The following is a 12,486-nucleotide window of genomic DNA, read 5'->3' as shown; positions in this document are numbered from 1 at the left end:
CAAGATCTGCCAGGGGTTCGATCAGTACGCCAACGTGCGGCCCACGCGCATCCTGCCGGGCATCGATGCGCCCCTGAAGCGCTGCACGCCCAAGGACCTGGACTGGGTCATCGTGCGCGAAAACTCCGAGGGCGAATACTCGGGCGTGGGGGGCCGCGTGCACCAAGGCCACCCCATCGAAGCGGCGACCGATGTGTCCATCATGACCCGCGTGGGTGTGGAACGCATCCTGCGTTTTGCCTTCCGCCTGGCGCAATCGCGCCCCCGCAAGCTGCTCACCGTCATCACCAAGAGCAACGCGCAGCGCCACGCCATGGTGATGTGGGACGAGATCGCCGCGCAGGTGGCCACCGAGTTCCCCGACGTGAAGTGGGACAAGGAGTTGGTGGACGCCGCCACGGCCCGCATGGTCAACCGCCCTGCCACGCTCGACACCATCGTGGCCACCAACCTGCATGCCGACATCCTCAGCGACCTGGCCGCCGCGCTGGCGGGCAGCCTGGGCATTGCGCCCACCGGCAACATCGATCCCGAGCGCCGCTACCCCAGCATGTTTGAGCCCATCCACGGCTCGGCGTTCGACATCATGGGCAAGGGCCTGGCGAACCCCATCGGCACCTTCTGGTCGGTGGTGATGCTGCTGGAGCACCTGGGCGAGGCCGACGCCGCCCGCGCCGTGATGCAGGCCATCGAACAGGTCACCGCCAACCCTGCCCTGCACACCCGCGACCTGGGCGGCACGGCCACCACAGCGCAGGTGACTGACGCCGTGTGCGCGCTGATCAGCAGCGCACCGTTGCAAAAGGCCGCCTGAGCTGCGTGGCTCCAACGCACTGCGCCCTGCCCCACTGCCCGATGAGCACGCACATCGACACCCAGCCCCGCCACTGGCTGCGCAGCATGTTCGACGCCGCCATCGCATCCGCGCAACCCGCGATATGTCTGCCGCCGCACCTGCCTGCCCCGCCCCGGGGTCGCACGGTGGTGATCGGCGCGGGCAAGGCATCGGCGCAGATGGCGCAGGTGCTGGAGGCCCACTGGCCCACGCCGCTGTCTGGCGTGGTGGTCACACGCTACGGGCACGCTGCCACCTGCCAGCACATCCGCGTGCTGGAGGCTGCCCACCCCGTGCCCGATGCGGCGGGCCTGGCTGCTGCGCAGCGGATGCTGGCCGCAGTGGCGGGCCTCACAGCAGAAGACCTGGTGATTGGCCTGTGGTCGGGCGGCGGCTCGGCGCTGCTGCCCTTGCCGCAGCCAGGCGTCACGCTGGCCGACAAGCAGGCGCTCAACCAGGCCCTGCTGCGCAGCGGCGCCAGCATTGGCGAGATGAACTGTGTGCGGCGCCACCTCTCGGCCATCAAGGGCGGGCGGCTGGCCCTGGCCTGCAGCCCTGCCCGCGTGGTCAACCTGGTGATGTCCGATGTGCCGGGCGACGACCCGCTGGACGTGGCCTCGGGCCCCACCGTGGCCGACCCGACCACCCGCGCACAGGCGCTGGCCATCTTGCAGCGCTACCGCATTGCGCTGCCGCCCGCCGTGCTGGCCGCATTGGACACTGCCGCCAGCGAAAGCATCAAGCCCGGCGACACCCGGCTGGGCCCCATCACCACCCACGTCATTGCTACACCCGACCTGGCCCTGCAGGCAGCCGCCCAGGTGGCGCGCCAGGCGGGCATCGAGCCCACGCTGCTCAGCGACGCGCTGGAGGGCGAAGCCCGCGACATGGGCACTGTGCTGGCCGGTGTCGCCCGCTACGCCGCCAAGGCCCCCTCGCCCAGAAACCGCGTGCTGCTGAGCGGTGGCGAAAGCACTGTCACCCTGCGCACACCGGCACCAGGGCAACCCATGCCAACCCCAGGGCGCGGCGGGCGCAATGTGGAATGCCTGCTGTCCCTGGCCCTGTCGCTCAAGGGCTTGCCCGGCGTGTACGCATTGGCCGGAGACACCGATGGCATTGACGGGCTGGAGCCCGTGGCAGGCGCGATCGCCACGCCCGACACGCTGGAGCGCGCCGCCACGCTGGGTCAACACGCCACCGCCGCGCTGGACGCACACGACGCCCACTCCTTTTTTGGCGCGCTGGGCGACACCGTGGTCACCGGGCCCACGGGCACCAACGTCAACGACTTCCGCGCGATCCTGATCGCAGCCGCGGGCTGACGCCACGCACCCGCGTCCCCACCGGCCCGGCCCCCACAAGAACCACAACCCAACGGAGACAACCATGACACGCATTGCAAAGCCGCACCACCCGCCGTCAACGCTGCCCACAGCGCCCTCCACACGCCGGCACCACCTGCTGGCGTTGGCCGCCCTGGCGGGCGCTGCCTGTGCCCTGCCCAGCGCACCGGCGCACGCGCAGGCCTGGCCGGCCAAGCCCATCACCATCGTCGTGCCCTTTGCGGCCGGCGGCACCACCGATGTGCTGGCACGCGCGCTGGGCGAAAAACTGGGCACAGCCCTGGGCCAGCCCGTGATCGTGGAAAACCGGGGCGGTGCGGGCGCCACCATCGGGGCCGACTACGTAGCCAAGGCCCCTGCCGACGGCTACACGCTGCTGATGGGCGCGGTGCACCACACCATTGCAACGAGCGTGTACAAAAAGCTCAACTACGACTTTCAAAAGAGTTTTGCACCCATCACCACCGTGGCGCTGGTGCCCAACGTGCTGGCCGTGAGTGCGGCCACGCCCGCCAAGGACGTGAAGGAGCTGGCGGCGCTGATCAAGGCCACGCCCAACAAGTTCTCCTACGGCTCCAACGGCGCGGGCACGGCGCAGCACCTGATCGGCACGCAGTTCGCCACGTCTATCGGCCAGCCCCTGCTGCATGTGCCCTACAAAGGCAGCGGCCCGCTCACCACCGACCTGCTGGGCGGACAGGTGTCGATGTCGTTCGACACCGTCACCCCCGTGCTGCCGCACATCAAGGCGGGCAAGCTGCGCGCCCTGGCGGTGACCACGGCCAAGCGCTCGTCCACCCTGCCCGATGTGCCCACACTGCAAGAAAGTGGCTTTGCGGGCTTTGACATCGGCACCTGGTTTGGTGTGCTGGCCCCCGCCCGCACGCCCGCCGATGTGGTGGCGCGGCTGAACACTGAAATGGTCAAGGTCATCCAGTCGCCGGACTTTCAAAAGCGCATGCAGGACATTGGCGCCGAACCCATCGGCAACACCCCCGCGCAGATGGCCGAGCAGATTGCGGCCGACACCGCACGTTTTGCCAAGCTGGTGGCCGACAACAAGATCACCACCGACTGACCGAGTGGCAAAGAGCGGTCGCACAGGGTGGTCGCAAAGGGTGGCTGGCGAGGTGAATGGTCAAGGTGGGTTGGTATAAACCCACGATGACCGCCGCCCCCATTGCCAACACCGCACCCGCTGCCCTCGTCCGCGCGCTGGAAGAGCGCGCCTTCAACGCCTGGCCCGCGCACCAGACGGTGTTTCACCGGGGCTGGGTGTTCCGGCTGTCGGGCGGCTACACCAAGCGTGCCAATTCGGTCAACGCGCTGGTGCCCGGCGCACCGTTCGACGGCGTGCGCGAGGCGGCGGCGGCGCTGTATGTGCGGCATGGATTGCCCGCCGTGTTCCGCATCTCCCCCCTGGCCCCGGCCGAGGCCGACCAGGAGCTGGCGGATGTGGGCTACCAGCACTTCGACCCCTCACTGGTCCTGCACAGGCCGCTGGCGCTGGGCTCAGTGCCCCGGCCCGACGGCAGCACCGTGGTCAGCACCTCGCCATCGCCCGCGTGGCTGGAAGGTTTTGCGGTGGCCAACGGCGTGGCGCCGCACCACCGCAACCTGCACCGCAGCATCCTCGACGCCATCGCCCACCCGGTGGGCTATGCGCTGCAACACGACGCCCAGGGCCACGCCGTGGGCTTTGGCCTGGCGGTGCTGGAGCGCGGCGCGGTGGGCCTGTACGACCTGGCTGTGGCGCCTGAACACCGGGGCGGCGGGCGCGGGCGTGCGCTGGTGCAGGCGCTGCTGCACTGGGGCATGGAGGCCGGTGCAACCAGCGCCTACCTGCAGGTGCGGGCGCAGAACACGCCTGCGCTGCGGCTGTATGAATCGATGGGGTTCAAGACGGCCTACGGCTACCACTACCGGGTGCCGGGCTGAGGTTGGCTTCTGCACTTCTCCCACAGGGTGCGAGGGAGCCGGGACCAGCGCAGCGGCCTACGGGCGCCTCCCCGCGTGGGTTTGAAGCCAAACAGGCCACAAGCGCTAGTGGATCATGCGCCAGCAGCTATTGATTCAATAGCAAACCATTCACCGCTCAACGGTGGCTGAGCTTGCGCACCGCCCAATCGCCCAGGCTTTGCACGGCTTGCACAAAGAAAATCAGCACCAGCACCACGGCCAGCATGATCTCGGGCAGAAAGCGCTGGTAGCCGTAGCGGATGCCCAGGTCGCCCAGGCCGCCGCCGCCAATGGCACCGGCCATGGCCGAGTAGCCGGTCAGGCTCACGAACGTGATGGTCAGGCCCGTCACGATGCCGGGCAGCGCCTCGGGCAGCAGCACCTTCCACACGATCTGGCTGGTGGTGGCGCCCATGGCCTGCGCGGCTTCGACCAGGCCGTGGTCCACCTCGCGCAGCGCGGCCTCGACCAGGCGGGCCACAAACGGGGCAGCGGCAATGGTCAGTGGCACCACGGCTGCGGCCGTGCCGATGGACGAGCCGGTGATGAGCCGCGTGAACGGGATGATGGCCACCAGCAGGATGATGAAGGGCGTGGACCGCACGGCGTTGACCAGCCAGCCCACCAGCTTGTTGACGGGGCCGTTCTCCAGCACCCCGCCGTCATCGGTCAGGCGCAGGAACACGCCCAGAGGCACCCCCAGCAAGCCGCCCACCAGGCCGGAGATGCCGACCATGATGAGCGTCTCCCACAGCGACGAAGCAAACAGATCCAGCATGGCTGGCGTGAAGTTGTTGAACATGATGTGTGCTCCCTCTTAACCGGCCACGGCCACTTCTTCCACCTCGACCCCGCCCGCGCGCAGGTGCGCCACGGCGCCCCGCACGCTCTCGGCCTCGCCACTGGCGTACACGGCCAGCGAGCCAAAGGTCTCGTCCTGGATCTCATCCACCTGCCCGTGCAGGATGCTCATGTCCACGCCAAACTGGCGGATCAGCTGCGACAGGATGGGCTGGTAGGCGCTGTCCCCGGCATAAGACAGGCGCAGCAGCTGGCCCGTGTGGCCCGGCGCCGTGACCGCGAGTTGGCCCGCGAGCTTGCGCACATGGTCCAGCACGCTGGCGGGCAGTTCCTGAGGCAGGATCTCATCGATCAGGCTCTTGGTGATGGCCTGCTGCGGGCGGGTGAACACGTCCAGCACCCGGCCCTGCTCCACGATGCGGCCAGCCTCGATCACGGCCACGCGGTCGGCCACCTGCTTGATGACCTGCATCTGGTGGGTGATCAGCACCACCGTCAGGCCCAGCTCGCGGTTCACCTGGCGCAGCAGGTCGAGGATGGAGCGCGTGGTTTCCGGGTCCAGCGCCGAGGTGGCTTCGTCGCTCAGCAGCACTTTGGGGCGGCTGGCCAGCGCACGCGCAATGCCCACACGCTGCTTTTGCCCGCCGCTGATCTGCGCCGGATAGCGGTCGGCCAGGGCCGACAGGCCCACCAGCTCCAGCAGCGGGTTCACACGCTCGCGGATGGCGGCCTTGTCCATGCCCGCCAGCTCCAGCGGCAGCGCGGCGTTGTCAAACACGGTGCGTGACGACAGCAGGTTGAAGTGCTGGAACACCATGCCGATCTCGCGGCGCGCCTCGCGCAGCTGCGCGTCATTCAGCTGGGTCAGATCCTGCCCGCCCACGATGACCTGGCCCGTGGTGGGCCGGTTGAGCAGGTTGATCACCCGCACCAGCGAGCTTTTGCCCGCGCCGCTCTTGCCGATGATGCCGAACACTTCGCCCGGCTGGATGGTGAGGTCGATGCCCTTGAGCGCCTCGACCGGGCCTTGTGAGCCCTGGTAGGTTTGGGTGATACCCCGTAGTTCGATCATGAAATGCAGCGGCGCTGCCCCACGCATGAACCTATCAGGCCGTGGCGCACCGTGTCTGAAAAAGAAAGGTGCGGACTGTATCGACGAATCGTAAGAACACAAACTATCAAATAATCGAGTGTTTAGATAGCCTGGTTATAAAGAACGGTCGCGTCAAGTATTTTGCTACTAATTAGATAGCAATCAACCTAAACTCCGTCATCGCTTTGTGGCAATTTCTCCAACTGCCATTCGTATGCGGACAACAGCCTGCTTGCGGAGAATCTGCACTCGACCGTCAATCCAAGATTCAGGAAAACAGGCTCTTAGAGGGGTTGTCCCATCACCGCATGCACTTTGCGCACCAATGTTTGCGCGTCAAACGGTTTGACCAGCAGTTCCATGTGCTCCCCCAGAAACTGGGACTTCATGGCAGCCTGTTCTGCATAGCCGGTCATCAGGATGATCTTGATGCCCGGAAACTTCTCGCGCGCATAGTCGGCCACCTGGCGACCGTTGGGTCCAGGCAGACCAACATCCGATACCAGCAGATCAAAATGCAAAGCCCCCGACAGCAAGGCCATGGCCGCACTGCCGCTGGCGGCCTCCATCACCTGGAAACCCATGTCCCTCATTAGCTCCACAGCCAAAGCGCGAACGATGTCATCGTCTTCCACCACAAGAGACGAATCGGGGCGACGGGGGCCCGAGAGGTTGGTCATAGGCTCCGGCTGATCAGCCTGAGGCGGATGAGACGAGCGCGTGAAATACAGCGACACGGAGGTGCCTTGCCCTTCGGCACTTTCGAGGATGGCGATACCACCTGACTGCCGCATGAACCCGTAGATCATTGACAGCCCAAGGCCTGTACCCTGGCCCAGCGGCTTGGTGGTGAAGAATGGGTCAAATGCCCTTGCGATGACATCGTCGGTCATGCCGGTGCCGGAATCTCGAACGACCACACGCACATAGTCCCCCGGCTGCAGCCCCGGCACAGACGCCACCAACGCCTGTTCCACATGCACATTGCCAGCTGCAATGTGCAGCGAGCCTCCGCCAGGCATGGCATCGCGGGCGTTGATGGCCAGGTTGACCACGGCGCTCTCGAACTGGTTGGCGTCTGTCAGAGCAGGCCAAAGGCCATCAGGCAAATCCATGTGCAGAGCAATGTTCTCTCCGCAAGTGGTTTTGAGCATGGTGGTAAGACCGCTCAGCGATTCGCCCAAGTCCACAGATCGTGAATCCAGTGGCTGTCGGCGAGAAAATGCCAGCAAGCGCTGTGTCAGCGCCGCTGCACGCTTGGCTGCAGCCAAGCCTGACTCAATGTAGCGGCCCACCTCATCATGGCGGCCTTGCGCCATGCGCTGACGGATGATCTGCAGCGGCAGCACGATACCCTGCAGCATGTTGTTGAAGTCATGGGCAATGCCACCAGTAAGCTGCCCCACAGCCTCCATCTTCTGGCTCTGGCGCAACAGATCCTCAGCATTGCGCAGCGCTTCTTCGCGCTGATGCTCCTCTGTGGTATCGCGGCCCACAGCCTGTATGAAGCCATCGCTCGGCACTGCTGTCCACGCAATCCACCGTTCACCACCATCGCGGTGCCGATAGCGTGCTACCAGTTGCCGCCGCATGGACTCCGTGGCAAGCAGCGCGATGGCAGCAGTCACCTGCGACAAATCCTGGGTATGCGCAAAAGCAGCCCACGGATGGCCCAAGGTTTCCTCCTCGGACCAGCCAAGTGTGGCGGTCCACGCGGGGTTCACTGCGGTGATTGTCCCGTCATAACGGGCCACAAGCAGGACATCTTCCGACAGCTGCCACAGCCTGTTCCGGTCGGCCGTACGCTGCGCCACCTGATGCTCAAGCGATGCAGCAGCCTCGCGCCACTGGCGCAGCGCCAGAAACTTGCTGGTTGTCTCCACTACCGTGTCCAACATACCCATCACATTGCCCTGCCCATCGCGCAGTGGGCTATAGCAGAAAGTGAAGTACGCCCGCTCAAGATAGCCGTAGCGATCGACCTCCAACTCCAAGTCTTCGATGAAGGTGGCCTCTCCCGCGTAGGCTTTGTCAACCAGTGGCTTCAGCGCAGGCCAGACCTCGCTCCACACCGCTGACAGTGGACGACCCAGCGCCTCTGGCTTGGCACCCATCAGGGGCCTGTAGGCGTCGTTGTACAGCATGATGAGCTGTGGCCCCCAGGTCATGCATGACGGAAAACGCGACGACAGCATGGTTTCAACCGCAAAACAGAGCGCTTCAGGCCACCTGTCGATGGGACCCAGCGGAGTATTCGCCCAGTCGTGGTCGCGAACCTTGGCGCTCATGGCACCTTCCGCGCGGGGAAACGCCTGAAGTGTGGGCAAGGAGTTGGTCATGGTGATGGACAGCACGAAGGTGTATGCGACCCGCCAAGCCGCCACTGGCTCATCGATTGCCGCTTATACGGCGGCCCGGTGAGGACCGGGCTGCACGCTGGAAGGTTCCAGAGTCTACAGGTGAATGCATGATGAAATCGGGGTGCAAAGGGGGTATCAGCAGGGAGCTGAGCCCCTCCCCTTTGGCGCCGAAACAGCCGCTACATCGCCGACACCGCGCCGCGCACCTGAACCTGGCGCGACACCGTCACACCTAAAGCCAGCACCCCCAGCGCAGCCACCGAGAACACCGGCGCGATCCAGCCCCGGTCCACGCTGGCCGCCACCAGCAGCACCCCCAGCGATTGCCCCAGGAACAGCAGGCACGCAAACAGCGTGACGGCCGTGCCACGCGCCTCGGGCGCCATCTGCGTGGCCTGCACCTGCAGCGTGTTGTGCAGCATGTAAAAGCCGACCCCGGCAAAGAAGCAGCCCAGCACCCCCCAGGCCGCCACCGGCCCCCAAGCCAGCAGCAACAGCCCGGCGGCAATCAGCGACGCACCCACCAGCGCCAGGCCCCGTTCGCCCAACAGCGCCAGCCAGCGGCGCGCCAACAGGCTGTAGATGAGCCCGCCCACGCCATACAGCACCATCACCCCACCGGCCGCCGAGGCAGACAGCCCAAACCCGTCCACCATGCGCGCGGGCACAAAGGCCAGCGTGCCAAAGGCCAGGGCGCCCTCCACTGCCACCACGGTCAGCACCCAGCGCACCCGGGGCATGCGCAGCAGCGCGGCCGTGTTTGCCAGGTAAGCCGACAGCGAAAAAGCGGGCGGTATCGCGCTACCAGCGGCGGGTGCCGGGGTGCTGGCCGCCATGGCGCGGGCCTGCCGCCACAGCAGGCTGGCAGCGGTCAGAAACAGCAGCGACAGCACCACAAACGCGGCCCGCCAGCCCAGCGCCTCCACCGCAAAGCCGCCAAACCACTGCCCGGCCATCATCCCCGACACGGTGGCCACCATCAGCTGCGCCAGGGTCTCCTGCCGCTGCTCGTACGGCACGTTGTCCCCAATCCACGCCATCGACAACGGGATGATGCCCGCCGCCGACGCACCCATGGCCGCACGCGCCGCCACCAGCACCGGCAGCGTGGGAGCCAGCGCCGTCACGCCGCTGAAGAGCGCACAGGCAAACGTGGCGCCAATCACCACGCGCACTTTGCCCAGCCGGTCGCCCAGGGGGCCATAGAACAACTGCAGCACGCCATAAGACACGGCAAACGCCGCAATGACGGCCGACGCATCGCCCGTGGTGACAGAAAACTCGCGTGCCAGGGACACCAGCATCGGGTCGCACACACGCATGGAAGCCATGCTGCAAAAGGCTGCCAGGCTGATCACCCGCAGCATCGTCGAAGAAGAGGTCATATGACCCGATTGTGGTGCGACCAGCGCAAGGTTGCTGGCACGGGGCGGCATGCACCCCGGTGGCCAGAGGTCAGTGAAGGGGCTGCCGTTAGATAAACCGGCGCGCTACGCTGGAGCTTGCCTCCCCACATACACCGCTTCAACACGCCCAGCGCCCACCGGGGGCGTACGGACCGACTGACTGACTGCAAACGTAAACGGACGGGAGCAGCCGTGCTCAGCCCTTGCCCACATTGAAGCTGGTGTCGAAGGTGCCCCGCACATCCAGCCGCTGCTTGATCAGGCCTGCCGCAAGGTAAAAGTCGGCTGTCTTCTGCTGGTCGGCCAGCACCTGGGCGTCGATGTCCTGCCAGCGGGTGGCGCGGCGCTCAAACTGCAGCTGCGCCGCATCGGCCGGAATGCCCACGATGCGCGCCAGCGACTGGCCAAAAGGCTTGGCGTTCTGGTACGACCACACCTGCGCACGCGCCACGCGCTCCTTGAAGTCCGCCAGCGCCGCGCGCTTTTCTGCCAGGGCCGCATCGGTGGCGGCCAGAAAGCTCAGGCCCGACCACAGGCCCCGGCCGCTGACCAGCACGCGCGCATGGCCGCTGGTTTCAGCCAGCGCGGTGTAGGGCTCCCAGGTGGCCCAGGCATCGACCGAGCCCTGCGTCAGCGCCAGCTTGGCGTCTGGCGGGGGTATGAAGCGCAATTGCACATCATCAGCCTTGAGCCCCGCCGACTCCAGCGCCTTGAGGGTGACCAGATGGCCGATGGAGCCCCGGTTGGTGGCAATGCTCTTGCCCTTGAGGTCAGCCGCTGTCTTGAGCGGCGAGTGGGGCGCCACCAGCACGGCCGTGCCATAGGCATCTGACCGGCTGGCCGCAAACGCCTTGACCCGGCTGCCCGCAGCCAGCGTGAACAGCAACGGCGCATCGCCAATGGGGCCGAAGTCCACCGCGTTGGCGTTGAGCGCCTCGGCCAGCGGCGCAGCGGCCGGAAACTCGCTCCACTTGATGTCGTAGGGCAGGTTCTTGAGCTCGCCCGCTGCATCCAGCAGCGCCTGCAGCCCACCCTTCTGGTCGCCTGCGCGCAGCAGCACGCGCGACGAGGATTGGGCATGGGTGAGGACGGGCGACAGGAACGAACTGGCAGCGACCGATGCGGTCAGAAAGTGGTTGAAACGGCGTCGTTGGATAGTCATGGTGTTGATGTGGTGAAAAAGGTCACAAGGGAATGCGGCCCATGGGAAAGCGGCAAATAGCCGTTGGCGCGTTAGCTGGGGCGTGGGGGGTGCGCATCACACACCCAGCGCTCGGCGCCCGGCGGCAATGTGTGCGCTGTCCTCCTGCGGGGTGTGCACGCGGCCACACAACACATCGCGCAGGTGGCGCTCCAGCGGGTTTTTGCGTGCCAGGCCGTGGTTGCTGGACATCTGCAACGCCGCCTGCACCACCTCGATGGCGTTCTGCGTGGCCACGGTTTTGACCAGGCCGCTGTCCACTGCTGGCACCAGGGTGCCGGTGTCCAGGTCATGCGCCACGCTGGCGATCAGCCGGTCGTTGGTGAGCAGCAGGGCCTCGATGCGGCCCACGGCCTCCTGGGCGCGCGGCAGGCTGGACAGGGGTGCGCCCAGGTTGGCGGGCGTGCGCTCGCGCAGAAAGCGCACCACCCAGTCGCGCGCCGCGCGTGCCACGCCGGTGTACAGAGCGCCCAGCATCACCGTCATCTCGGCCAGCATGGCGGGCTCGCCACGGGCCCAGTCCTGCGGCAGGCGCACATCCAGCGCGTGGTCGTGGGGGGTCAGCACGTCCTGCAGGATCACATCGTGGCTGCCACTGGCGCGCAGGCCCAGGTGGTCCCAGGTGGCGTCGATGCGGATGCCGGGCGAACCGGCCCGCACCAGGAACGAGCCCACGCGCGGCACCTCTTCATCGGTGCGGGCCCACACCACATACCAGCGCAGGATGGGCACGCCGGTCGAATACACCTTATGCCCGCTGATGCGCCAGCCCTCGGCCGTGTGCCGCGCCACCGTGGCAGGCAGGCCGCCGCGCGCGGGCGAGCCCAGCTCGGGCTCCACGCGCAGCGCATTGATGAGCGACACCTCGTTGTGCGACTCCTGCACCAGCTGCCGGGCCAGCGCCTGCGGCCAGGGCGAGCCAGGCCGCCCCATGCCGCGCTGCTGGATGTACTGCATGGTCAGCACCAGCGCCGTGGCCGGGCAACCCTGGCCCACCGAGCCAATCACCTCACCCAGTTGCGCGGCGGACGCGCCCTGCCCGCCCAGCGTGCGTGGCGCGGCCAGCGCCAGCAGGCCGGCCTGCTGCAGGTCGGCAAAGTTCTGGTGCGGAAAACTCCCGTCCCGGTCATGCGCCACGGCGCGCTCGGCAAACTCCACCGCCAGCGTGCGCACCACCTGCCCCCAGGTCAGCGGCGCGTTCATTGCAGCACCTCGGGCTGCTGCCGCACGAGGATGTCGAACAGGCTCCTGAAGGCAAACTGAGCGCCGCCGGGCCCGCCGATCTGCGCATGCGTGTGCTGCGCGATCTCATGGCGAATGGGTTGGGGCGTGCCCGCCGCCTCGGCCAGCAGCTGGGCCTGGCAGGCGTTCTCCAGCGCGATGTACCACCACGCCGCCGCCTCCACCGACGGCCCCGCCGTCAGGATGCCGTGGTTCTGCAGGATCACCGCCTTCTGCGCCCCCAGCGCCTTGCCAATGCGAAAG

The 12,486-nt window shown here is 66.9% G+C and carries 11 protein-coding genes; 4 read left to right on the top strand and 7 right to left on the bottom strand.

What is annotated here, in order from left to right; translation table 11 throughout:
• From ISS20_RS19510 to ISS20_RS19495, 4 genes are all read left to right on the top strand, one after another.
• Positions 1-814, top strand: an 814-nt coding sequence (locus ISS20_RS19510) for an isocitrate/isopropylmalate family dehydrogenase (protein WP_291438724.1), incomplete at its 5' end; no start/stop codon positions are given.
• A 41-nt stretch (positions 815-855) separates the two neighbouring features.
• Positions 856-2,160 (top strand): glycerate kinase, encoded by a 1,305-nt coding sequence (locus ISS20_RS19505; RefSeq protein ID WP_291438722.1) that lies wholly within the window; start codon positions 856-858, stop codon positions 2,158-2,160.
• A 64-nt stretch (positions 2,161-2,224) separates the two neighbouring features.
• A complete protein-coding gene (locus ISS20_RS19500; protein ID WP_291438720.1) occupies positions 2,225-3,259 on the top strand; it encodes a tripartite tricarboxylate transporter substrate binding protein in 1,035 nt (344 codons plus the stop codon).
• An 86-nt stretch (positions 3,260-3,345) separates the two neighbouring features.
• Positions 3,346-4,119: a GNAT family N-acetyltransferase gene (locus ISS20_RS19495; protein WP_291438718.1), complete on the top strand. Its 774-nt coding sequence runs from the start codon at positions 3,346-3,348 to the stop codon at positions 4,117-4,119.
• A 157-nt stretch (positions 4,120-4,276) separates the two neighbouring features.
• On the opposite strand, the gene ISS20_RS19490 is transcribed toward ISS20_RS19495, so the two are convergent.
• The 7 genes from ISS20_RS19490 to ISS20_RS19460 form a co-directional block, all read right to left on the bottom strand.
• Positions 4,277-4,942: a methionine ABC transporter permease gene (locus ISS20_RS19490; RefSeq protein ID WP_291438716.1), complete on the bottom strand. Its 666-nt coding sequence runs from the start codon at positions 4,940-4,942 to the stop codon at positions 4,277-4,279.
• 15 nt (positions 4,943-4,957) lie between these two features.
• Positions 4,958-6,013, bottom strand: coding sequence for a methionine ABC transporter ATP-binding protein (locus ISS20_RS19485; RefSeq protein WP_291438714.1), 1,056 nt, complete (start codon positions 6,011-6,013; stop codon positions 4,958-4,960).
• A 305-nt stretch (positions 6,014-6,318) separates the two neighbouring features.
• Complete coding sequence (locus tag ISS20_RS19480) at positions 6,319-8,373, bottom strand: PAS domain-containing sensor histidine kinase (protein WP_291438712.1); 2,055 nt, start codon at positions 8,371-8,373, stop codon at positions 6,319-6,321.
• 200 nt (positions 8,374-8,573) lie between these two features.
• Positions 8,574-9,779, bottom strand: coding sequence for an MFS transporter (locus ISS20_RS19475; RefSeq protein WP_291438710.1), 1,206 nt, complete (start codon positions 9,777-9,779; stop codon positions 8,574-8,576).
• Between the two features lie 217 nt (positions 9,780-9,996).
• Positions 9,997-10,962, bottom strand: a complete 966-nt coding sequence (locus ISS20_RS19470) for an ABC transporter substrate-binding protein (RefSeq protein ID WP_291438708.1) — start codon at positions 10,960-10,962, stop codon at positions 9,997-9,999.
• Positions 10,963-11,058: 96 nt separating this feature from the next.
• The gene (locus ISS20_RS19465) at positions 11,059-12,204 is read right to left on the bottom strand and encodes an acyl-CoA dehydrogenase family protein (protein WP_291438706.1); all 1,146 of its coding nucleotides are present in this window, start codon (positions 12,202-12,204) and stop codon (positions 11,059-11,061) included.
• On the bottom strand, positions 12,201-12,486 hold a 286-nt coding region (locus ISS20_RS19460), incomplete at its 5' end, for a class II aldolase/adducin family protein (protein ID WP_291438704.1). The genes ISS20_RS19460 and ISS20_RS19465, both read right to left, overlap by 4 nt.

It is taken from the genome of Acidovorax sp., assembly GCF_016783915.1.
Lineage (GTDB): Bacteria > Pseudomonadota > Gammaproteobacteria > Burkholderiales > Burkholderiaceae_C > Acidovorax.
This window is presented reverse-complemented; position numbering and strand designations above follow the sequence as displayed.

Coding starts and splice junctions, on each gene's coding strand:
- ISS20_RS19505 (WP_291438722.1), top strand. CDS start 856: ATGAGCACGCACATCGACACCCAGCCCCGCCACTGGCTGCGCAGCATG.
- ISS20_RS19500 (WP_291438720.1), top strand. CDS start 2,225: ATGACACGCATTGCAAAGCCGCACCACCCGCCGTCAACGCTGCCCACA.
- ISS20_RS19495 (WP_291438718.1), top strand. CDS start 3,346: ATGACCGCCGCCCCCATTGCCAACACCGCACCCGCTGCCCTCGTCCGC.
- ISS20_RS19490 (WP_291438716.1), bottom strand. CDS start 4,942: ATGTTCAACAACTTCACGCCAGCCATGCTGGATCTGTTTGCTTCGTCG.
- ISS20_RS19485 (WP_291438714.1), bottom strand. CDS start 6,013: ATGATCGAACTACGGGGTATCACCCAAACCTACCAGGGCTCACAAGGC.
- ISS20_RS19480 (WP_291438712.1), bottom strand. CDS start 8,373: ATGACCAACTCCTTGCCCACACTTCAGGCGTTTCCCCGCGCGGAAGGT.
- ISS20_RS19475 (WP_291438710.1), bottom strand. CDS start 9,779: ATGACCTCTTCTTCGACGATGCTGCGGGTGATCAGCCTGGCAGCCTTT.
- ISS20_RS19470 (WP_291438708.1), bottom strand. CDS start 10,962: ATGACTATCCAACGACGCCGTTTCAACCACTTTCTGACCGCATCGGTC.
- ISS20_RS19465 (WP_291438706.1), bottom strand. CDS start 12,204: ATGAACGCGCCGCTGACCTGGGGGCAGGTGGTGCGCACGCTGGCGGTG.